23 protein-coding genes are annotated in these 21495 nt (G+C 40.9%); 5 read left to right on the top strand and 18 right to left on the bottom strand.

The genetic code is table 11. The features are described 5' to 3' along the window. The first annotated feature begins 81 nt into the window (after positions 1–81). Positions 82–990 (top strand): hypothetical protein, encoded by a 909-nt coding sequence (locus tag ACDF53_RS05105; protein WP_105089721.1) that lies wholly within the window; start codon positions 82–84, stop codon positions 988–990. 70 nt (positions 991–1060) lie between these two features. Here the strand turns inward: ACDF53_RS05105 and ACDF53_RS05100 are convergent, their stop codons facing one another. From ACDF53_RS05100 to ACDF53_RS05020, 17 genes are all read right to left on the bottom strand, one after another. Continuing rightward, positions 1061–1417 carry a hypothetical protein gene (locus ACDF53_RS05100; RefSeq protein WP_005385439.1) on the bottom strand — a complete coding sequence of 119 codons (357 nt, stop codon included), beginning with the start codon at positions 1415–1417 and terminating at the stop codon, positions 1061–1063. Positions 1418–1565: 148 nt separating this feature from the next. Further along, positions 1566–1973 carry an ATP synthase F1 subunit epsilon gene (atpC, locus tag ACDF53_RS05095; RefSeq protein ID WP_060924364.1) on the bottom strand — a complete coding sequence of 136 codons (408 nt, stop codon included), beginning with the start codon at positions 1971–1973 and terminating at the stop codon, positions 1566–1568. A 3-nt stretch (positions 1974–1976) separates the two neighbouring features. Next, entirely contained in the window at positions 1977–3401 is a 1425-nt protein-coding gene (gene atpD / locus ACDF53_RS05090; RefSeq protein ID WP_060924365.1) for a F0F1 ATP synthase subunit beta, read from the bottom strand. An 18-nt stretch (positions 3402–3419) separates the two neighbouring features. Further along, entirely contained in the window at positions 3420–4274 is an 855-nt protein-coding gene (atpG, locus tag ACDF53_RS05085) for an ATP synthase F1 subunit gamma (protein ID WP_060924366.1), read from the bottom strand. A 3-nt stretch (positions 4275–4277) separates the two neighbouring features. Further along, positions 4278–5816 carry a F0F1 ATP synthase subunit alpha gene (gene atpA / locus ACDF53_RS05080; RefSeq protein WP_105089724.1) on the bottom strand — a complete coding sequence of 513 codons (1539 nt, stop codon included), beginning with the start codon at positions 5814–5816 and terminating at the stop codon, positions 4278–4280. A 16-nt stretch (positions 5817–5832) separates the two neighbouring features. Continuing rightward, positions 5833–6384, bottom strand: a complete 552-nt coding sequence (atpH, locus tag ACDF53_RS05075; protein ID WP_105089725.1) for an ATP synthase F1 subunit delta — start codon at positions 6382–6384, stop codon at positions 5833–5835. A gap of 4 nt (positions 6385–6388) precedes the next feature. Then, on the bottom strand, positions 6389–6886 hold the full coding sequence (atpF, locus tag ACDF53_RS05070) for a F0F1 ATP synthase subunit B (protein ID WP_105089726.1): 498 nt from the start codon (positions 6884–6886) through the stop codon (positions 6389–6391). 18 nt (positions 6887–6904) lie between these two features. Next, positions 6905–7132 (bottom strand): F0F1 ATP synthase subunit C, encoded by a 228-nt coding sequence (atpE, locus tag ACDF53_RS05065; RefSeq protein ID WP_004695064.1) that lies wholly within the window; start codon positions 7130–7132, stop codon positions 6905–6907. Between the two features lie 23 nt (positions 7133–7155). Next, positions 7156–7854 carry a F0F1 ATP synthase subunit A gene (atpB, locus tag ACDF53_RS05060; protein ID WP_005385425.1) on the bottom strand — a complete coding sequence of 233 codons (699 nt, stop codon included), beginning with the start codon at positions 7852–7854 and terminating at the stop codon, positions 7156–7158. 174 nt (positions 7855–8028) lie between these two features. Next, a complete protein-coding gene (locus ACDF53_RS05055; RefSeq protein ID WP_005385424.1) occupies positions 8029–8397 on the bottom strand; it encodes a hypothetical protein in 369 nt (122 codons plus the stop codon). A 10-nt stretch (positions 8398–8407) separates the two neighbouring features. Next, positions 8408–8602 carry an AtpZ/AtpI family protein gene (locus ACDF53_RS05050; protein ID WP_105089727.1) on the bottom strand — a complete coding sequence of 65 codons (195 nt, stop codon included), beginning with the start codon at positions 8600–8602 and terminating at the stop codon, positions 8408–8410. Position 8603: 1 nt separating this feature from the next. Next, the gene (gene wecB / locus ACDF53_RS05045; protein WP_119206792.1) at positions 8604–9746 is read right to left on the bottom strand and encodes a non-hydrolyzing UDP-N-acetylglucosamine 2-epimerase; all 1143 of its coding nucleotides are present in this window, start codon (positions 9744–9746) and stop codon (positions 8604–8606) included. Between the two features lie 55 nt (positions 9747–9801). Further along, positions 9802–10953: a glycosyltransferase family 4 protein gene (locus tag ACDF53_RS05040; RefSeq protein WP_227721101.1), complete on the bottom strand. Its 1152-nt coding sequence runs from the start codon at positions 10951–10953 to the stop codon at positions 9802–9804. 32 nt (positions 10954–10985) lie between these two features. Next, positions 10986–12344 carry a PFL family protein gene (locus tag ACDF53_RS05035; RefSeq protein WP_227721100.1) on the bottom strand — a complete coding sequence of 453 codons (1359 nt, stop codon included), beginning with the start codon at positions 12342–12344 and terminating at the stop codon, positions 10986–10988. An 8-nt stretch (positions 12345–12352) separates the two neighbouring features. After that, a complete protein-coding gene (locus ACDF53_RS05030; RefSeq protein WP_039968964.1) occupies positions 12353–12628 on the bottom strand; it encodes an ACT domain-containing protein in 276 nt (91 codons plus the stop codon). A gap of 134 nt (positions 12629–12762) precedes the next feature. Beyond that, entirely contained in the window at positions 12763–14400 is a 1638-nt protein-coding gene (locus ACDF53_RS05025) for a phosphoglucomutase (protein WP_295824964.1), read from the bottom strand. A gap of 123 nt (positions 14401–14523) precedes the next feature. Next, the gene (locus tag ACDF53_RS05020; RefSeq protein ID WP_227721098.1) at positions 14524–15453 is read right to left on the bottom strand and encodes a YitT family protein; all 930 of its coding nucleotides are present in this window, start codon (positions 15451–15453) and stop codon (positions 14524–14526) included. A gap of 205 nt (positions 15454–15658) precedes the next feature. Here ACDF53_RS05020 and ispE point away from each other — a divergent pair, with 205 nt between their 5' ends. The 4 genes from ispE (at position 15659) to ACDF53_RS05000 (ending at position 20387) form a co-directional block, all read left to right on the top strand. Beyond that, positions 15659–16555, top strand: coding sequence for a 4-(cytidine 5'-diphospho)-2-C-methyl-D-erythritol kinase (gene ispE / locus ACDF53_RS05015; protein WP_370815667.1), 897 nt, complete (start codon positions 15659–15661; stop codon positions 16553–16555). Continuing rightward, on the top strand, positions 16552–17244 hold the full coding sequence (locus ACDF53_RS05010) for a GntR family transcriptional regulator (protein ID WP_303930933.1): 693 nt from the start codon (positions 16552–16554) through the stop codon (positions 17242–17244). The genes ispE and ACDF53_RS05010 overlap by 4 nt, the downstream gene beginning before the upstream one ends. Before the next feature lie 145 nt (positions 17245–17389). Further along, on the top strand, positions 17390–18850 hold the full coding sequence (locus ACDF53_RS05005; protein WP_105089736.1) for a sodium:alanine symporter family protein: 1461 nt from the start codon (positions 17390–17392) through the stop codon (positions 18848–18850). A gap of 280 nt (positions 18851–19130) precedes the next feature. Beyond that, on the top strand, positions 19131–20387 hold the full coding sequence (locus ACDF53_RS05000; protein ID WP_295780432.1) for a Glu/Leu/Phe/Val dehydrogenase: 1257 nt from the start codon (positions 19131–19133) through the stop codon (positions 20385–20387). Positions 20388–20471: 84 nt separating this feature from the next. Here ACDF53_RS05000 and ACDF53_RS04995 read toward each other — a convergent pair whose 3' ends face one another. Next, positions 20472–20963 carry a QueT transporter family protein gene (locus ACDF53_RS04995; protein WP_105089738.1) on the bottom strand — a complete coding sequence of 164 codons (492 nt, stop codon included), beginning with the start codon at positions 20961–20963 and terminating at the stop codon, positions 20472–20474. Positions 20964–21495: the final 532 nt, after the last annotated feature.

The raw sequence follows: 21495 nt of genomic DNA, 5'->3' as shown, positions 1-21495 counted from the left end.
TCTTTTTTTTGTATATGTGATATAATAGTACCAGTTGTTTTGTTTGTAAAAATTTAAAGAGTTTTATTAAGAGGAGGAACTATGTTTCGTAAATTCGGACGCTATAAACGTTCGCTACTTACAGTACTAGGTGTACTATTGGCATCTACCCTTGCTACAGCAAGTGCTGCCACAATTAATATGAGTCAACTAACATCCAATAGGGCTCAACCGGTTGTTATTAACTCTGTGCAATCCAATGTAGATACAACTACACCTACATTACAATCCGATAATAATGGTCAACCTATTTTGAAGGTTGCCAACACACCTGTTTCTACTCCAGTTGTAGGAACCCCAGAAAAAGCGACGATTAACACATCAAATTCTAATTATGATGGTCACTTAGAGAACTTCCCTAGTCGCAAGGTAACAATTGTTGTACCTGCCAAGTTGCGCAATGAAAACACAGCACAATTGGGTCGTTATATGACTGATCGCTTATCTAACACACTTAAATATCCGTACTACGATACAGCAATCGTAAGTACTAATACGCCAACAGCAGAAATTAGAGCTGTTGACCTTGCGCAAATTGCATCTGCGCAGAACTCTGAAATTGTTATCATGCCTGTACCATTACAAGACGTATACGTACAAATTAATGGTGTAAATAGCCCATATGCATATAACAATGATGATCGCGAAATGTACATTGCAGCAAAGGTAAATGCATTGTTATATTACTACGATGTGAATGATCAAGTTATTCACACCGTACGCAGTGGATTCAATCAAACAGATGATTCTTTAACAATGCCAACACATAAGGCTGTATGGAATAAAGTTATGACTGTATTACTTGATAAATTACCGTATAAACGTATTCCAACAGACCGTGACCGCTATCAAGCGCCTGGCATCAACTCTGAATCTCCAGTTGTACTTGACTTCCAAGTAGAACAACCTAGAAATACTGCTTACTCCTTAAAAGGTGTTAGCGTATTATAAGAGACACTAAAAAGACCGTTAAGCAATTGCTTAACGGTCTTTTTGTATTCACCTATTAACGATACATAACTTAGTGAATCAAGCCGATTAATCTAAGTTGATGCTCTGTAAAACCAGCATTTCTTAAAAGTGCAGTAAATGAACTACGGAAGGAATCAGATAAATCGCTTACGTAATAAATTGAATCATCATCTTTTGCACTTGCTGTACTTGTATTAGTAGTCGCAGCATATTTAGCATTATTAGCTTCATTTTGTTTAACCATGTTAGCTCTAAAAGCATCATTTGTAGGAGTTTCTACTGGTGGGCGAACCGAGTCAGTATATTTATAACCATAAGATGCGTCTACATGTGTTCCTAGTGTAGATGCACCAAAACAGCATGCTAATACAGCAAAAGCAATGAAAGATTTTTTAGATACGTTCATTAGAAAACCTCCAAATTAACACAATAAGTCATTAAATTTAAATGACAAATTTTAGTATAAGCAGATGACCTTAATGTTAGATGAGTGTTTCCTATAAACAAAATGAAATTCTATAGAAAAAGGCTAGCCCTATGGCTAGCCTTTTTCTTTATAGTTGTTTAGTTACATGCAGGCGCAATAATGCACGTTGCAATGCTGCTTCTGCGCGTTCTACATCGATATCTGGTGTAGGATTGGATAACCGACCTTCTGCACGTTCTTTAGCTCGACGAGCACGGTCCACATCAATGGATGATGGATCTTGGCAATCTGGGGTTACAATACTCACCTTATTATGTTCGATTTCACAGAAGCCACCAAATACGGCAAGTTCACGAGATGTTCCATCTGGTTGATCTATGCGTAATGGCGCTAAATCTAATGCGATAATCATAGGTGCATGATTTGGCAAAACACCAAATTGACCATCGATGGCTTTGCCTACAAAGAATGTAGACTTGCCTTCAAAGACAATCGCATCAGGTGTGATGATCTGTAGGGACATAGGTTCCGCCATGGATTATTCCCCCTTCTCTTGCATTTCCTTTGCTTTTTGAACGGCTTCATCAATGGTACCAACCATGTAGAATGCGCCTTCTGGCAAATCATCATGTTTACCATCAAGGATTTCTCTAAAGCCTCTCAATGTTTCGGACAATGGTACGTATTTACCAGGAGAACCTGTAAATACTTCGGCTACGAAGAATGGTTGACTCAAGAAACGTTGAATCTTACGAGCGCGAGATACAGTCAATTTATCTTCGTCAGACAATTCTTCCATACCAAGGATTGCGATAATATCTTGAAGATCGCGATATTTTTGCAATACTTCTTGTACGCCACGAGCTACTGCATAGTGTTCTTCGCCAAGTACATGTGGGTCCAAAATACGGCTTGTAGAATCGAGTGGATCCACCGCTGGATAAATACCAAGTTCCGCAATGGAACGAGACAATACTGTTGTTGCATCCAAGTGAGCGAATGTCGCTGCTGGAGCAGGGTCAGTCAAGTCATCGGCTGGTACATATACAGCTTGTACGGAAGTAATGGAACCTTCTTTTGTAGATGTAATACGTTCTTGTAAAGCACCTACGTCATTAGCCAATGTAGGTTGGTAACCTACGGCAGATGGCATACGACCTAAGAGGGCAGATACTTCAGAACCCGCTTGGATAAAGCGGAAGATGTTATCGATAAACAAGAGCACGTCTTGTTTCTTCACGTCACGGAAGTATTCAGCCATTGTAAGGCCTGTAAGACCTACGCGCATACGAGCCCCAGGTGGCTCATTCATTTGGCCATATACGAGGGCCGTTTTATTGATAACGCCGGATTCTTTCATTTCATTCCACAAGTCGTTACCTTCACGAGTACGTTCGCCTACGCCGGAGAATACGGAGTAACCACCGTGCTCTGTAGCAACATTGTGAATCAATTCCATGATCAATACGGTTTTACCTACACCAGCACCACCGAAAAGACCGATTTTACCACCTTTTACATATGGAGCGATAAGGTCAACAACCTTAATACCTGTTTCCAAGATTTGTGTATCTGGAGAAAGGTCATCAAATTTAGGTGCTGGACGATGAATAGGCCATTTTTCGTCAGCTACAACTGGAGCTGGATCATGGTCCACAGTTTCACCCAGTACGTTAAAGATACGACCCAATACACCTTCACCTACAGGAACGGCAATTGCAGCACCAGTATCTTCAGCATCCATATTACGGGTCATACCGTCAGTAGAGCTCATCGCAACGCAACGTACAGTATCATCACCTAAGTGTTGCATAACCTCTACTACAATTTTTTGTCTATCATGTGCCTTATGATCATGGTAGATGTTGATGGCGTTGTAGATGCTTGGCAAATGACCAGCATCGAAGCGCACGTCTACAACTGGGCCAATGACCTGCACAACTTTACCAATATTATTACTCATCGACAGATGTCTCCTTATTTATTGCAAGGCATTAGCGCCACCAACGATTTCAGAAATTTCGTTTGTAATGCTAGATTGACGTAACTTGTTATATTCAAGCCCCAAGGAATCAATGAGTTCCCCTGCATTGTCTGTAGCAGATGTCATAGCTGTCATGCGAGCACCAAGTTCACTTGCTGCAGATTGCAACAATCCATTATAAACAGTAATTTCTAAATATTTTGGTAGCAACGCCTCCAAGACAGATACAGCGGAAGGCATAAAGTCATATTCTTCCCCTTTTACCTCATCTTGTGGTTGCTCTATTGGCAACAAGCGCTCAGCCTGTGCAATTTGCGTCATAGAATTTACAAAACGTGTATAGATCATGATGACTTCGTCAACTTCATGACGTTCGTATAGTGAAAGTGCTTCATGCATAATGGCACGCGCATGTTCATAGGAAGGTTTATCAGAGAAGCCCGCATAGGACTTATCGATATGAATTCCTCTGGATTTCATGCTGTCTCTTGGCTTTTTACCAGCCGTGATAACACGATATGTATCGGAAGATTTGCCATGCAATTGCTCCATAGCAAATTTCAATACATTAGACGAGAATGCCCCTGCAAGGCCCTTATCAGCACCTATTACTATATAGCACGTACGCTTTATAGGACGTACCTCTAGTAAAGGACTGCTAAAGCCTTCTAAATCACTATTAGACATATGACGCAAGATTTGCCCAATTTTTTCTGCGTAAGGACGTGTAGATTCCGCTTTTGTTTGTGCCCTACGAAGACGAGCTGAAGCAACCATCTTCATCGCTTTTGTAATTTGTTGCGTATTGGTAACACTTTTTATGCGTTTTCGCAAATCTTGTGCACTAGCCATACATTACGCCTCCTTATGAGACACTAATGTATGCGTAGAACCAAATGCTTCTACACATTCTGGGATTGCTTGCTTCAATAGATTTTCAGTATCTTCATCAATTTTCTTAGACGTTTCAATATTCGTGATAATTTCAGGATAGTTAGCTTTTATAAAACGTAAAAGTTCAGCTTCAAATGATAATACATCATCTACTTGAATATTAGCTAAGTATCCTTTTGTACCAGCGTAAAGATTGATAACCATTTCTGCTACGCTCATAGGTTCATATTGACCTTGTTTTAACATTTCAGTCAAACGTTCACCGCGGTCTAATTGTGCTTTAGTAGCCGCATCAAGATCAGAACCGAACTGTGCGAAGGCTGCCAATTCACGATATTGTGCAAGGTCCAAACGCAATTGGCCTGCTACTTGTTTCATCGCTTTAGTTTGTGCACTACCACCTACACGGGATACGGACAAACCTACGTCAACAGCTGGACGGATACCAGAGTAGAACATATCTGTCCCCAAGAAAATTTGACCATCAGTGATGGAGATTACGTTTGTTGGGATGTATGCAGATACGTCACCCGCTTGTGTTTCAATGATTGGCAACGCTGTAATAGAACCACCGCCAAGTTCTGGTGAAAGTTTAGCAGCACGTTCTAATAGGCGGCTGTGTAAGTAGAATACGTCGCCTGGATACGCTTCACGCCCTGGTGGACGGCGTAATAATAGAGACATAGCACGGTAAGCAGCTGCTTGCTTAGTTAAGTCATCATATACGCAAAGTACATGTTTGCCTTTGTACATGAAGTATTCACCCATAGCAACCCCTGCATACGGAGCAATGTATTGTAATGGAGCACCTGTAGAAGCACTAGCAGAAACGACGATTGTATAATCCAACGCACCTGTTTCTTCTAATTTTTGTACTACACGAGCTACGGTAGATTCTTTTTGACCAATAGCTACATAGATACAAATAACATCTTTACCTTTTTGGTTGATGATTGTATCAAGAGCGATTGCAGTTTTACCAGTACCACGGTCACCAATGATGAGCTCACGTTGGCCACGGCCAATTGGTACCATTGCATCAATGGCTTTCAAACCAGTTTGCAAAGGTTCATTTACGGATTGACGATCCGCAATACCAGGAGCTGGATGTTCTACAGGACGACGTTCTGTCGCTTGAATAGCACCCTTACCATCGATAGGCTGACCCAACGGATTTACTACACGACCAATAAGTGCATCACCTACTGGTACGTCCATAATTTTGCCAGTACGGCGTACTTGGTCACCTTCTTTAATCAAGAAGTCATCACCCAATAGTACGGCACCAACATTATCTAATTCTAAGTTCAAAACCAAGCCATATACGCCGTGTGGTAACTCTAACAACTCACCGGCCATGGCTCTTTCAAGACCATAAATATGGGCGATGCCATCCCCTACGTCGAGAACAGTACCCACGTCATCGACATTGAGGTCAACATCATAGTCCTGAATCTGCTGTTTAATTATAGCAGTGATTTCTTCAGGCTTCATTTTCATATATACCCATTCACCCCTATCTAATAGAGTTCGTTCTTAATAAAGATTTTTCTAATTCTTGCAAGCGACGAGATACAGAGCCATCAATGCGTTTATCCCCTACTTGAATGATAATACCACCCATAATGGAAGGATCTTGACGCACGGATAGAATAACATCTTTGCCCGTTACCTCTCGTAATTTAGCTTGTACAGATGCTTCTATATCAGCTGTGATTGGTTCTGCTACAGTGACAGTAGCTTCTAGAATACCACGAGCTTCGCGTGATTTCTTAATAAATGCCGCAATAGTCTGCTTTATATAGCGATCACGACCACGTTTAATCATCACATAAATAAAATGCAAAGCAACCTTATCGAGACTAGATTCAAAAATTTTACCAATCAGCTTAATCTTTGCATCTTCTGTAACAGTTGGATTTTCAAGGAATGAGCTTAATTCAGGTTGCTCATCCATTACAGATGCTACATAGCCTAATTGCTCCTCCATGAGATCCAACTTATTTTGTTCTTGAGCTAATTCAAACATAGCTGAACTGTATTTATCTGCTACAATTTCTATGCTCATCGTATCACAACCCTATCGTTTTACTATCAAGTTGACGAATAGCGTCTTCGATCAATTTCGTATTAGTTTCGCTGTTCATATCTTTAGCAACAACTTTACCAGCCATAGCTACAGATAAGGAAACAACTTCATTGCGCAAGCTGTTCATAGCACGATCACGTTCAATGGCAATATCTTGACGAGCACGATTTTTTTCTTGTTCAATTTGCTCGCGAGCTGTTGCTAATTGTTCACGTGTTGTATTTTCTGCTTCTTGAATTGCTTTTTCAACAATTTTTTGTGCCTCTACACGAGCATTAGAAATTTGAGCTGCATAATCAGCTTTAAATTCCTCTGCTTCTGCACGAGCTTTTTCTGCAGCTTCTAAGTCTTTAGCAATTCGTTCTTTACGTTCTGTCATCATAGCCAATAATGGTTTATATGCAAAACGAGCCAATAGCCAAACTAATATAAAAAAGTTCAACATTTGAGCAAGAATCGTTCCAAGGCTTAAGTCAACCAAGGTTATTCCTCCTCGTTATTATCTGAATAACAAAATAAATGCTACTACTACACCGATGATAGGCATCGCTTCGATCAAACCAATCGCTACGAACATTGTAGACATCAATTGACCACGTAATTCTGGTTGGCGTGTAATACCTTCGATTACTTTGCTAGATACAAGACCATCACCGATACCTGCACCAATGGCACCACAACCTACTGCGATTGCTGCTGCTAATGCGAATAAACCTTGAGCTTCCATAATATATCCTCCATATAAAATAATTAATGTTCCTCACTAAGAGCCATCCCCAAGTAGGAGGCAGTAAGAACTGTGAAAATAAAGGCTTGAATAATACCGATAAATAAACTAAAAGCAATCCAAACCCATGGTACAGGTACAAACCAAGGCAAGTTATACAATACTTCTAACAAAATTTCACCAGCTACGATATTGCCGAATAGACGGAAAGCAAGTGTAACTGGTTTTGCAATTTCCTCAAAAATATTAAGGATTAGCAAAGCCTTATAAGGTTGTACAAAATGATTGAAATAGGATAAGCCTTTAACTTTAATCCCCATAACCCATACCACTAATGTGCTACATAGAGCTAATGCAATTGTAGTATTAATATCGGATGTTGGTGATGTTAAAGCCTTAAACGTTGGCATTAAACCCAGTTCGTTCCCTACAAAAATAAATAAGAAAAACGTAAATAACAAGGAACTTACCATCGGCCAATGACGACCCAAGTTCGGAGCTAGCTGCCCCTCTAAGCCTTCTAATATAGCTTCCACTATATTTTGCAAGCCTACAGGCACCAATTTACGTCCTCGGGTGGCCAATACTGTTACCAGTATTACAATAGCCATAGTAACCCATGTAGCAATCAAGGTATCAATATTAAATGTTAACCCCAACCACTGCACGACCTCATGGTGTCCCGCATGTAATTCCACGTTCTCAACCCCTTCCATAGTCATAATAAAAACCTTATATATTTACAATTAATATAAATATATTATATATGTATCATCATACATCGTTATAGATATATAATCAACACTTACAAGGTAAACAATTCCAATTACTCATAATCACATTGTGTATAATGCATTATCGGTATACACCTATCATTCTTACTGCTACTTACGGGGTCAGAAATGCCGACTAAGCCACCAATACACCACATATAATGCCGGTTGTATGAGTGCAATACCTATAAACATGCTAACAGCTTCAACACCAGGTATTTTTAATCCTAAGACGACCAAAGAGCCTACTAACATAAGACGCCATATCATCTGCCTGCGAGCTTTACGTACGGCTTTATAAGGGTCTCCTGACACAATAGATTGTCCATGCAAAGCCAAACTAAGCAAGTAGAGTACCATTATAAAAATGCCCCAAAGCCATCCCCATAGATACACTTCTAAGCCACATAAAACTTGTATTATACCGCCTAAAAAGGCAATAAAAAAACAAGTTAGTAGCACACGCACTATGAATTTAATATATTGATTCATATATACCTCACTACTTAACTTGTTTATATAACATATAAAAGCCTGTTATAGCTCCAATAAGACCAAATATAACCATACATAATGGTTCAGTTCTAAACCAACCATCTAGTATATATCCAATCCCAATAAAGCCACCTATACAGAAAACGAGTGTGAGCCCCGCTGATGTTGCCATGGCGAGGGCTTTCACAAGGTCCTTATCCATATTATTTACCAAAACGTTCAGGACGATTAGGATCGCCTAAAAATTCATGGCGCAACGCTTGGATGATGCGTTCAGATGCTTTGCCGTCACCATATGGGTTAACGGAATTAGACATCAATTTATAAGCCTCTGCATTGCTCAACAATTCATGAGCTGCTGCATGTACAGCGTCTTTGTCAGTACCTACAAGGCGCACAGTACCAGCTTCAACAGCTTCTGGGCGTTCTGTAGTATCACGCAATACGAGAACTGGTTTACCAAGAGCTGGTGCTTCCTCTTGAATCCCACCAGAATCAGTAAGAATCAAATAGGATTTAGCCATCAAATTAGCAAATGGTTCGTAATCAAGCGGGTCAATTAATGTAACACGTTCTACAGAACCGAGTTCTTCTTGTACAACTTGGCGAACTTTAGGATTCTTATGTACAGGGAATACCACTTGAATATCTTTAAATTCATCAAGCAAATCGCGAATAGCTTGGTATACATGGCGCATAGGCTCACCCAAGTTTTCACGGCGATGTGTAGTAACAAGCACTGTACGTTTTTCAGGATCTAATGCATTGATAGCAGCATCATCAAACACATAATTTTCTTGTACTGTTGTATCAAGGGCATCAATAACCGTATTGCCTGTTACATACAAATGGTCTGTATTTATATTTTCTTTTTTAAGATTACTTTCAGAACTAGCTGTTGGTGCAAAATGATATGTCGCAATAGAACCAGTCAACTTGCGGTTCATCTCTTCTGGGAATGGAGAGTAAATATCACCAGTGCGAAGGCCTGCTTCTACATGGCCTACAGGAATTTCTTGATAGAAGGACGCCAAAGCACCTGCAAAGGTAGTTGTAGTATCACCATGTACAAGAACCACATCAGGTTTAGCTTCTTCTAATACATCTTTAAGGCCCATCAATGCACGGTTTGTTACATCGTACAATGTTTGACCTTGGCTCATAATATTCAAGTCGTAATCAGGGGTAATATTAAACAAGTTTAGTACTTGATCGAGCATATCGCGATGTTGTGCCGTAACGGTTACAATCGGTTCCATATCCGGTGCTGCTTCTAATGCTTTTACAAGAGGAGCCATCTTGATAGCCTCAGGTCTTGTACCAAAGATTGTCATAACTTTTAACATAGTTGCCTCCAACATAGTAGGATAGAAAAAATGGGGCGCCAAGCGCCCCACATGGTTATTTCTTATGGGAATCCTCGGATTCCTCTAAAGCTTTTGCCAATTCTTCACGATCAAAGGAAATAGTTTCATCTGAATCGCTGCGTTCAATTGTAGGACGTGGTAGTGGATGACCTGCCGCATCACTGTGAGTAATAACACCAAGGCGACGAGCCACATAAATACTACCTAAGAAGATAACGAGTACTAATGCGATACCAATCCAAGCATTGACCTCTGCTACGATGACGGATACGCCACCAAAGAGAGCCGTTACAGCATACATCATTAGCACTGCTTGTTTTTGAGATAAGCCCTGTGCTAACAAACGATGATGCACATGGCCTTTATCAGGCTTGAAAATCGGACGACCGCTGATTTTACGGCGCACGATAGCAAACAATGTATCGAGAATTGGTAAGCCTAGCACGATAGCTGGTACCACTAATGCAATAGTAGCCGCCGTTTTAACAGCCCCCATTACAGAAATAGCGGCTAATGTATAACCAAGGAGCATAGAGCCCGTATCACCCATGAAGATTTTCGCTGGGTTAAAGTTATACCGCAAGAACCCTACTGTTGCACCTGCTAGTGCCAATGAAATACAGGCAAGGTCTGTTTGACCAAGTTGTAATGTCATAGCACAAACAGCAATACAAGCAATAAAGGAAATGCCTGCTGCCAAGCCATCAAGTCCATCGATAAGGTTTACGATATTCGTAAAGCCTACAATCCAGAAAATAGTCAATGGAGCAGACCAATATTTAAGGTATACCACACCACCCCAAGGAAGGTTGATGAAGTCTACGCGAATATCGTAAGCTACCAAAATAGCTGCCGCTATGATTTGGCCCATCAACTTAGTCTTTGGCTCAATTTGTTTAATATCATCCCATATGCCGACAAGCACAAGGATAACGGTACCAAGCACAAAGCCAAATAGTTTATGGTCATGTGGGATAGATCCATTAAAGAGGACCGATCCTATATAACCGAGGAAGATTGCTAACCCACCAAGTCGTGGAATAGCACCATGATGTACCTTGCGGGCATCAGGTTTATCTATTGCCCCAACAGCAACGGCAAAGCGTTTCACCAAAGGGGTAAGTGCAAAGGTTATGACGAGCGCCAGAGCAAAGGCCCATACATAATCGAGCACATAATCACTCATAAGACACCTCCAACAACTGGGTTAAAACAATATTAGTTCGTTAAGCTACGAATAGGTGCAGGAATACGACCACCACGTGCAATGAACTCAGCTGCACTATATGGGCTTACTTCAATGATTGGAGCATAGCCTAACAAGCCACCAAACTCAACAACCTCACCTACTGTTTTACCAGGTACAGGAATTACACGAACCGCAGTTGTCTTATTATTAATCATACCAATAGCAGATTCATCAGCAATGATTGCAGAAATTGTATCTGCTGTTGTGTCTCCAGGAATAGCAATCATGTCAAGGCCCACAGAACAAACACATGTCATAGCCTCTAATTTATCGAGGGATAAACTGCCACAAGATACAGCATCAATCATACCCGCATCTTCAGATACTGGAATAAATGCACCACTGAGACCGCCTACGTGAGAAGATGCCATAAGGCCACCTTTTTTCACTGCATCATTCAATAATGCAAGGGCTGCTGTAGTACCGTGACAACCACAAGAGGATAAGCCCATTTCTTCAAGAACGTGAGCTACTGAGTCACCTACAGCTGGTGTTGGTGCCAAGGACAAGTCAATGATACCGAATGGTTTGCCAAGACGGCGAGATGCCTCTTGTGCTACCAACTGGCCTACACGGGTAATTTTGAAAGCAGTGCGTTTAATTGTTTCTGCTACAACATCAAAGGATTGACCACGTACAGATTCTAGTGCGTGTTTTACAACGCCTGGACCAGATACGCCTACAGAAATGGCACTATCACCTTCAGTTACACCAAAGAAGGCACCGGCCATGAACGGATTATCCTCTACAGGGTTACAGAAAATAACAAGCTTAGCACAACCAAGAGCATCATTATCCTTTGTAAGTTCTGCCGTTTTCTTAACGATGATCCCCATATCGCGAACTGCATCCATATTGATACCCGTTTTAGTAGAGCCCACACCTACAGAGCTACATACGATATCTGTAGTTGCCAACGCTTCTGGGATGGAATCAATCAAAATGCGGTCAGCCCGTGTAGCACCTTTTGTTACAAGAGCAGAGAAACCGCCGATAAAGTTTACACCTACTGTTTTTGCAGCGCGATCCATCGCTTCTGCAATAGGAACATAGGATGTTAAATCACTACCACCAGCCACTAATGAGATCGGTGTTACAGAAATACGTTTGTTAATGATAGGAATACCAAACTCGCGCTCAATATCTTCACCGGTAGACACAAGGTGTTCTGCTTCTTTCGTAATGCGATCATAAATACGATCACACAACTCTTTACCAGAGCTAGATGCACATTCAAGCAAGCTAATACCCATTGTAATGGTACGTACGTCAAGCTTGTTATCATGAATCATCTGATTCGTTTCTAAAATATTGTCGATAGATAACATAGTGCCTCCTATCCTACACGGTGCATGCTTAAGAAAATATCAGCATGTTGTGCACGGATTTCAACACCAAGTTCTTTACCGAGTGCATTCAAAGCATCTTGAATAGATGTCAAATCTTTCACATCTTCAGACTTTGTTTCACACATCATAATCATATTGAAAACGCCATCAAGAATGGTTTGATTTATAGACATAATGTTTACGCCGTGGTTAGCAAGTACAGTACTAACCCCTGCAATGATACCAACGCGGTCAACGCCGACAACGGTAACAACTAATTTCATAACATCACCTTTTCTGAGCACTACAAACTATTTGACCCATATAGGGTATTCAATAAACTATATTAATATATTATATCACATTTATTACTTTTCTACGGTGAAATCTTCATGAGTTTTCATGTAAAAACAGTATTTTACACTTCGTCGGATAATGCAGCCGTTACGATAGCCTCTCCTGCTGTCAATAATGCGACTAAACCTTTATCCCCTTTATAGCTTTCACCATAGATTTTATACAAATCCTCTGTACCGGACGGACGCGCTACAAACCAACCTGTTTCAGTTTCTACGCGAACCCCATCGATGGGCATATCCTTGTATAAAGATGTAGTGCGTATATTCGTAATAGGGTCTCCATCTACCTCTGTGGCCGTAATGGAACTTGCATTCAACTGTTTCAACTTGGCCTTTGCCGCCTTTGTACAAGCCGCATCAATGCGACCAAATCGTGGGTCACCACAACCTTCAACAATATTATTGTAGAGGCGATCAACAGTTGTGCCCATAACGGCATACATTTCCATTGCTAGAAGCGCCATTACCATGCCGTCTTTATCGGTAGTCCATACGGTGCCGTCCTTTTTAAGGAACGATGCGCCTGCAGATTCTTCACCGCCGATACCAATCTCACCATCAAATAATAAAGAGCTAAAATATTTAAAGCCTACCGGAACCTCATAAACCGGAATGTCTTTAACAGCCGCCCATTTATCAATCATAGTGGTACAAACAACGGTTTTACCTACCCCTTTATCAGTCCAACCACGGGTTGTAAACAGATAATCCGCAGCCGCTGTAAGGAATGCATTTGGTGAAATAAGGCCCTCTGCAGTAACGATACCGTAGCGATCATAATCAGGATCATTGCCAACAGCGAGATCATAATTGCCAATTTGTTTAGTTACATCCGCCATCGCATATTCAGAGGAACAATCCATACGCACCTTGCCATCATGGTCATAGGTCATAAAGCTAAAGGTTGGATCGTATTCATCATTGATAATATCCATATTGAGATTATATCGTTCTTTAATAGCACGCCAATAACCAAGGCCACTACCACCTAATGCATTGACAAGAACTTTAGGCTTCGCACTTTGAATTGCTTCCATATTGATGATGGAAGATAACTCTTCCACATATAAGCCCTTATAGTCATAAGGCACTTGTTGATCTGGTTCAATATTATCTATGCTAATGCGTTTAAACCCTTCTAATTCACAATAAGCACGAACGTACTCATTGGCGCGGGTTTCAATCCATTTTGTAATCAACGTATCTGCAGGGCCACCGTTGGTAGCATTATACTTAATGCCCCCATTATCTGGAGGATTGTGAGATGGTGTAATAACGATACCATCTGCTTTTTTATCGTGACTTTCATTATATCGAATGATTGCACGAGACACAGATGGTGTTGGAACAAAGTCCATATCCGCATCAACCATGGCAGTCACACCATTACCAGCAAGTACCTCAAGCACTGTTACTAATGCAGGCTGAGATAAGGCATGTGTATCTTGGCCCACAAAAATGGGCCCTGTCGCACCAAATTGACCACGACCATCACAGATTGCCTGTGTAATAGCCGCTACGTGTAAATCCGTAAAGGTACCATTTAAAGAGGTACCACGGTGGCCTGATGTACCGAAGGATACGAGTTGTGTCGGATCAGTTACATCTGGTGCATTGTCAAAATAGGCATCTACCAGAGTTTGTACATCTATAATATCTTGTTCTTGTACAGGCGTACCTGCTAATTTATGAGCCATAGGAACCTCCTAATCTCAAATGTATATGTCATTCATAAAATATTATATTTACACATAATTAATATGAGATGACTAATGCTTACATTTTGAATTTTACTTTTCTGATTTTACATTTTGCTTTACTTAGCGATTATGTATAGTCTGTGTATTATCCTCTTGTGTGGTACTCTTATCTTTTAACTGTTCACACACTTCAGTAGGGATAATCGGTTGTGTAAAGCCTTGCCCAATGACCTCTTGCGCATCAGTTATTAAGATGAACACATTTGGATCCGCCTCTTGAATAACCTCTTTTAATTTATTTACTTGCAAGAGATTAACGGCTACCATAACGATTTGCTTCGGCGTCCGCGTATAAGCACCAATGCCATTAATGATAGTTGCGCCACGACCAACCTTATTGATGATGCATTCACAGACCTCATCAGTACGATAGGTAATGATGAAAGCAACCTTCCGCTGATTAAAGCCGATAACCACCTTATTCGTAATGATGGTATACACATAGACACTAATAAGTGTGACCGCTACGGCTTCAAGGCCAACAACACCAATTGCAGCAACAAGGATAGCACAGTTTATGGCACTATTAATGGACCCCATTTGAAGTCCATAATATTTGCGTACAATGAGTGCAATAGGATCAAGCCCACCTGTGTTACCGCCTACGCGGTATACAATGCCAAGACCTACACCAGTAGTAATACCAGCCATCATGGAACTCAACAAAGGATCCTTAATAATCATGTCATATTGCAAGAAGTTAAATAAATCAACCATCCAAGACAGCATCAATGTGCCATACAAGGTTTTGATAACAACACGGGTGCCCAGCCACTTCCAAGCAGCCCAGAATATAGGAATATTTAAAATCATATTCCAAGAACCAACAGATAAGCCCGTTAAATAATACAAAATCAAGCCTACCCCACTAATACCAGTACTCACCAATTTGTGTGGCAATACAAAGGCATCAAGGCCGGCACCAAATATGGCACATCCAAGAATGACCATAAGGCTTTCATAGATAACACTTCTATACTTAGCGAACATAGCTTCCTCCAAATTGCCATTTCACTATAAATATTCTATAATGAACTAACTAAAACATACGCTATTTACAATACATTTAGTAATAAAACAATATGCGTATACAAATTCATCATAAACCACTTAATGGTTATTTTCAATCACTTTATAAGAGTATAAAATAAACATATAAATTGCATATATTCTGTATGTTACAAACGAGGCTATCATGAGTAAAAGTTTTGAGCAACTCGGTTGCAGTAAAATCAATATTGGACTTGCCATTACGGGCAAGCGTGAAGACGGATATCACGATATCGACTCTATCTTCCAATCCATTCGCCTTAGCGACTCCATTTATTTTGCGAAGCATCATTCCGTAGTTTTCTCCGGTGGCGCTCCAGAATTACCTGAGTATATGCAAAAATTAGTTACTTACGGTGAAGAAAATCTTGCCCTCAAAGCATTACGGGCAATACAAGCTTATACCGGTTGCAAAGCGGGAGCTGCCATTCACCTATTAAAACGGGTACCTATTCAAGCCGGTCTTGGCGGTGGGAGTGCTGATGCGGCTGCTATGTTAGTAGGTCTCAATCGATTCTGGGACTTGCGCCTTACTCAAGAGGAGCTATTAAAAATAGGCTCTACTCTTGGCTCTGATGTGCCATTTCTATTACAAGGCGGTACAGCACGTGGCACAGGTCGTGGCGAAATATTAACGTACGGAAAATCTCCTGCGCCACATTGGCTATTGCTAGTAAAGCCAAAGGTTTCTGTATCAACTGCAGCTGCTTATGGTCGCTTCACAGGCAAGTCCGTAGCAACAAAACAAACCATCGATACAGTCCAACGACACCTAGAAAACAATGACTTAAAATCAGCATTCCTTGCTAGTGCTAATACATTTGAAGAACTACTCTTCCCTGACCACGAAGAACTTGTCATTTGTAAAGAATTCTTCACTAGCCGCGGCTATCCAACCATCATGACTGGTAGTGGTCCTACTATGGTGGTATTGCTGGATAAACCAATGGAAGCATTACAACTACAAGAAGAAATCAAAGCAGCAGGCCATGATTGGCTATCTCTTATTACAAAAACATGTACACAGGAGGACTTACCATGACAAAACGGTTACAACCAATACGCCTCGATGCGTATAAACCTCTACGCGAAGTCGTAAGTGAAACATTACGTCAAGCCATTCAAGACGGCGTGTTAAAACCAGGCGAACGCCTTATGGAAATTCCTCTAGCTGAAGAACTCGGTGTGAGCCGCACACCAATTCGCGAAGCCATTCGTAAGCTTGAGCTCGAAGGCTTTGTTGTTATGGTTCCTCGCCGTGGCACATACGTAGCCAATATATCGTTAAAGGATATTACTCAAGTATTCGAAATTCGGTCTGCCCTCGAAGAACTCGCAGCAGGCCTTGCAGCAGAACGTATCACTGCAGAAGAAATCGAAACATTAGAACGAATGCTCGTAGAGATTGGCGATCATATGGAAAACAAGGACATGGAATCCGTCGTAGCAGCAGACGTAGAATTCCACGAAGTATTATACCGTGCCTCTCGTAACGAACGACTTGCAGACATCGTGCACAACTTGCGCGAGCAAACTTACCGTTTCCGTAGCTTCTCCATGAATCAACCGGGTCGTCTTAGAAAGACATGGGAAGAACATCGCCAACTCGTAGAAGCTATCGCCTCTCATAACGCAACACAAGCTCGTAAATTGGCTCAGATTCACATGGAACACTCTGAACAGACCTTATTAAAAGGTATGGAAGAATCTCAAGAGTTTATCAAGGCATAAGGAATCTCCTTACCTATAATAGAACAATAAATGACTAACAAATCTCTCACGTTTGTGAGGGATTTTTATTTTACAGACTCTATAGAAATTGATACAATAACATCAATAACTATATAGAATTATTTTATATGAAAGGGGCTTTTTTATGGAAGCAATGCTCAACGATGCTATATCCACCATAAATGGCTATTTATGGAGCTATTTCATCATCTTTATCCTCATCGGCGCAGGTCTCTTCTTTACGATGACAACGAATTTTGTACAAATTCGGATGATCAAAGAAATGATTCGTCTTGTAATCAGTGGTGCTGGTAGTTCTACTGAAAAAAATCACGTGTCCTCATTCCAAGCATTCTGTGTTAGTACCGCATCCCGTGTTGGGGTTGGTAACATCGCAGGTATCGCCATTGCCGTTGTTCTCGGCGGTCCTGGTGCGGTCTTCTGGATGTGGGTTATTGCACTCATCGGTGCTGCTACAGGTTTTATCGAATCTACATTGGCGCAAATCTACAAGGAACCTGTTGCTAAAGGTGGCTTTTACGGTGGTCCAGCTTACTACATTCGCTATGGTTTAAACAACAAAGCATTATCTGTTTTGTTCGCCATTTTAATTAGTATTACATATGGTTGGATTTACAACTCTGTACAAGCTAACACATTGGCTGCATCTCTCCAAGTATTCAACTTCGATGTATCCTATACTGGCGCTGTAGTAGCAATTCTTCTTGGCATTATCATTTTCGGTGGCATTAGCCGCGTTGCTAAAGCATCTGAAATCATCGTTCCAATCATGGCGGTTCTATACATCGCTACTGCATTATTCGTAGTAATTATGAATATTACTCAATTCCCACATGTAATCTACACTATTTTCTCTTCCGCTTTTGAACCTGTAGCAGCAGGCGGTGGCTTGCTAGGCGCCACTGTAATGAATGGTATTAAACGCGGTCTATTCTCTAACGAAGCTGGTGAAGGTTCTGTACCTAATGCAGCGGCTACAGCAGCTGTTAACCACCCTGTTGAACAAGGTCTTGTACAAGCATTCGGCGTATTCCTTGATACATTTATCATTTGTACCGCTTCTGCTTTCATCGTACTCGTCGTTGGCGACTATAGCACAACAGGCTTAACTGGTGTAGCTCTAGTGCAACATAACCTTGAACAACAACTCGGTTCTTGGGCACCTACAGCGGTAGCAATCTTTATCGTAATGTTCTCCTTCAGTTCCTTAATTGGTAACTATTACTACGGTGAAATTAATATCAGCCACTTAACAGATAAGAGATTCTATCTTCATTTGTTCCGTATCGGTGTAATTATCATGACATTCGTAGGCTCTATTGCCTCCCTTGATTTAGTATGGAATTTAGCCGATTTATTCATGGCTTTCTTAGTATTAACTAATATTAGTTCCATCGTACGTATGGGTCGTACTGCAGGTCTTGCTCTTGAAGACTATATTAAACAACGCAAGGCAGGCATCGAAACACCTGTATTTAACCGTTCTGTTCTTAATCATACATACGGTATCGTATGGTGGGGTGACGGTCAAACTACAGACTCTTCTGTACCTCCTACTCCAGTGGAAGATACAGTGGAAAAATAAAATATATTCTCTTATGAGACCGGTGAAAGTATCTTTCACCGGTCTCTTTTTATTTTTTGTAAAAGTATCCATTTATACTGTAAAAACTACAATTTATATCTAACTCTTCGAGTGACTATTATCACAGTAAACATCTATATTCTATACACTTTTTGAACATTAAAAACTATAGAATATATTTATAAAATTAGAAAGGGTATTCTGTATACAATGTCGAATACTTCAGTATGTGTAAAATTAGCAAGACTTCATTTAATCTTATATACAGGAGGTCATTATTATGAGCGGTTATAATCCTTATGAAAACATGCTAAATACGTTAGATGTAGCAGCCGAAAAGCTCGGCTATACTCGTAGTGAATACGAAGTATTACGCCATCCTGAACGGGAACTAAAAGTAGCTGTACCACTTCAACTAGATAATGGTGAAGTTCGCGTATACGAAGGCTATCGTTGCCAACACTCCACATTGCGTGGTAGTGCTAAAGGCGGTCTCCGCTTCCATCCAGACTCCGATGAAAACGAAGTTCGTGCATTGGCTGCTTGGATGACTATTAAAAATGCTATTGCTAACATCCCTTACGGCGGTGGTAAAGGCGGTATCAAAGTTGATCCTAAAACTTTGAATCCTCGCGAATTAGAACGCTTAACTCGTAACTTTGTACGTCGTATTGCGCCAATCATTGGTGTTAATACTGACGTTCCAGCTCCAGACGTAAATACAAACTCTCAAATCATGAGCTGGATCGCTGACGAATACAGCACATTAAAAGGTGAATGGAGCCCTGGTATCGTTACTGGTAAACCTATCGAAGTAGGCGGTTCCTTAGGTCGTAACGAAGCGACTGGCCGCGGCTGTCTCATCGCATTGCAAAGCTATCTCGCTAAGAAAAACTTAGATATCAAAAACCTTACTGTAGCAGTTCAAGGCTTCGGTAACGTAGGTTCCGTAGGTGCTCGTCTCATTGCACAAGCAGGCGCTAAAGTTGTTGCTATTGGCGATGTAAGCGTTAACATCTACAACCCTAACGGTCTTGATGTGGAAAAAGCATACGAATATGCTAACTCTCATGGTCGTTCCCTTGAAGGTTACAGCGAACCAGGCATGACTACAATTGGTGCCCAAGAATTATTGGCTCAACCAGTTGATGTATTGTACATGGCAGCTCTTGAAAACCAATTGAACAAAGACAACATGGAAAATATCCAAGCTAAAATTATCTTGGAAGGTGCTAACGGCCCTACTACTAATGATGCAGATAAATACTTCTATGAAAAAGGTATCGACATCATCCCTGACGTTCTTGCGAACGGCGGCGGTGTAGTTGTATCTTACTATGAATGGGTACAAAACAAAGCAAGCTTCTACTGGACTGAAGAAGAAGTTAATGAACGGTTAACTAAGAATATGCAAAATAGCTTTGAAGCAGTTTGGGAAATGCAACATAAATACAATGTACCACCTCGTCAAGCAGCGTACATGGTTGCCCTTGAACGCCTCGTAGTAGAAACTAAATGGCGCGGTTATAACTGCTAATCCCTTCAACCTCCATAACATTAGCCATAAAAAAGGCGTAAGCTCATATCGAGCTTACGCCTTTTTGTTTGACTATAAATCTTTTTATTTGAAAGCACCTAACAAAGCAGCCATGCTAGGACGGCTGATCAAAGCTTTCACTAAAACAGAACCAAGAACGGCTGGAATTGTTTGACCTACGATGAGATTCAATACCAATGGCCAGTATGGAAGGCCTAGTAATGGGCTGAGCCATAATGGTACACATAGGGCTGGCACAAAGATGATTGGCAAAATTGCCCACCAAGCACTGAGGCCCATCTTGCGCATGCAAACGATGATACCTGTTGTTAAGATACCAACGCCAAAGCCACCTACCATGTCGAGGATACCGAGGCCCCCGAATAAGAAGTTAGAAATGAGGTTGCCAATCCCCATGGGAATCACCAAGAACGGAAAGGCATAAGCAAGTGCATATAATGATGTTGCTATACGAATTTGATACGCCCCGAAGGAAACGCTTTGCGTTAAATAGAGTACAACGATGTACAATGCCACAACCATGGCAGAAATAGTCAATTTACGTGTAGTAATCATAACACTCACCTCCTCAAATAAAAAAAAGCATGGCAAAACTACCATGCTAAAAATGCTTATGAATTTCCGTAGTTTTGTTTAGAGACAGGATGGTTTCAAACTGTCTTATTTAGTTGTGCCCTTATAATATCATATATTTTCGATATTCACAAGTTATGGAAAGATTAAAGCGGCTTGTTACAGTAACGACTATTGTTGTGTTGTTGGCAAGGACGGGGTGTCAGAAAATACCTTTCCTCATCGCTCCACTGGCGAACCGGTCATCGGCCTAGGGCCTCGACCTGCCAAAGTCGCTCTTTGAAAAGGTATTTTCTTCCACTGCGAATTTAACAAATCAACATTACAGATACATAGTGACATAAAAGGCCGCTTTAACTCAGCCTCCTCCACATGATAAATAATATAAAATATATTACGCATCAAAGCGCCGCAACTAGCCTAAGCCAGTTGAGGTGAGTTAGTGACGTATAAGTCCGCCTTGAAGCACATATACCTGCTACTCTATTAGAATATATGTAAAGTAGCCGCCTAA

Source organism: Veillonella sp., from assembly GCF_041333735.1.
Lineage (GTDB): Bacteria > Bacillota > Negativicutes > Veillonellales > Veillonellaceae > Veillonella.
The sequence above is the reverse complement of the archived record's forward strand: the minus strand, read 5'-3'. Positions and strand labels throughout refer to the sequence as shown.

Coding starts and splice junctions, on each gene's coding strand:
- ACDF53_RS05105 (WP_105089721.1), top strand. CDS start 82: ATGTTTCGTAAATTCGGACGCTATAAACGTTCGCTACTTACAGTACTA.
- ACDF53_RS05100 (WP_005385439.1), bottom strand. CDS start 1,417: ATGAACGTATCTAAAAAATCTTTCATTGCTTTTGCTGTATTAGCATGC.
- atpC (WP_060924364.1), bottom strand. CDS start 1,973: ATGGCGGAACCTATGTCCCTACAGATCATCACACCTGATGCGATTGTC.
- atpD (WP_060924365.1), bottom strand. CDS start 3,401: ATGAGTAATAATATTGGTAAAGTTGTGCAGGTCATTGGCCCAGTTGTA.
- atpG (WP_060924366.1), bottom strand. CDS start 4,274: ATGGCTAGTGCACAAGATTTGCGAAAACGCATAAAAAGTGTTACCAAT.
- atpA (WP_105089724.1), bottom strand. CDS start 5,816: ATGAAAATGAAGCCTGAAGAAATCACTGCTATAATTAAACAGCAGATT.
- atpH (WP_105089725.1), bottom strand. CDS start 6,384: ATGAGCATAGAAATTGTAGCAGATAAATACAGTTCAGCTATGTTTGAA.
- atpE (WP_004695064.1), bottom strand. CDS start 7,132: ATGGAAGCTCAAGGTTTATTCGCATTAGCAGCAGCAATCGCAGTAGGT.
- atpB (WP_005385425.1), bottom strand. CDS start 7,854: ATGACTATGGAAGGGGTTGAGAACGTGGAATTACATGCGGGACACCAT.
- ACDF53_RS05055 (WP_005385424.1), bottom strand. CDS start 8,397: ATGAATCAATATATTAAATTCATAGTGCGTGTGCTACTAACTTGTTTT.
- ACDF53_RS05050 (WP_105089727.1), bottom strand. CDS start 8,602: ATGGATAAGGACCTTGTGAAAGCCCTCGCCATGGCAACATCAGCGGGG.
- wecB (WP_119206792.1), bottom strand. CDS start 9,746: ATGTTAAAAGTTATGACAATCTTTGGTACAAGACCTGAGGCTATCAAG.
- ACDF53_RS05040 (WP_227721101.1), bottom strand. CDS start 10,953: ATGAGTGATTATGTGCTCGATTATGTATGGGCCTTTGCTCTGGCGCTC.
- ACDF53_RS05035 (WP_227721100.1), bottom strand. CDS start 12,344: ATGTTATCTATCGACAATATTTTAGAAACGAATCAGATGATTCATGAT.
- ACDF53_RS05030 (WP_039968964.1), bottom strand. CDS start 12,628: ATGAAATTAGTTGTTACCGTTGTCGGCGTTGACCGCGTTGGTATCATT.
- ACDF53_RS05025 (WP_295824964.1), bottom strand. CDS start 14,400: ATGGCTCATAAATTAGCAGGTACGCCTGTACAAGAACAAGATATTATA.
- ACDF53_RS05020 (WP_227721098.1), bottom strand. CDS start 15,453: ATGTTCGCTAAGTATAGAAGTGTTATCTATGAAAGCCTTATGGTCATT.
- ispE (WP_370815667.1), top strand. CDS start 15,659: ATGAGTAAAAGTTTTGAGCAACTCGGTTGCAGTAAAATCAATATTGGA.
- ACDF53_RS05010 (WP_303930933.1), top strand. CDS start 16,552: ATGACAAAACGGTTACAACCAATACGCCTCGATGCGTATAAACCTCTA.
- ACDF53_RS05005 (WP_105089736.1), top strand. CDS start 17,390: ATGGAAGCAATGCTCAACGATGCTATATCCACCATAAATGGCTATTTA.
- ACDF53_RS05000 (WP_295780432.1), top strand. CDS start 19,131: ATGAGCGGTTATAATCCTTATGAAAACATGCTAAATACGTTAGATGTA.
- ACDF53_RS04995 (WP_105089738.1), bottom strand. CDS start 20,963: ATGATTACTACACGTAAATTGACTATTTCTGCCATGGTTGTGGCATTG.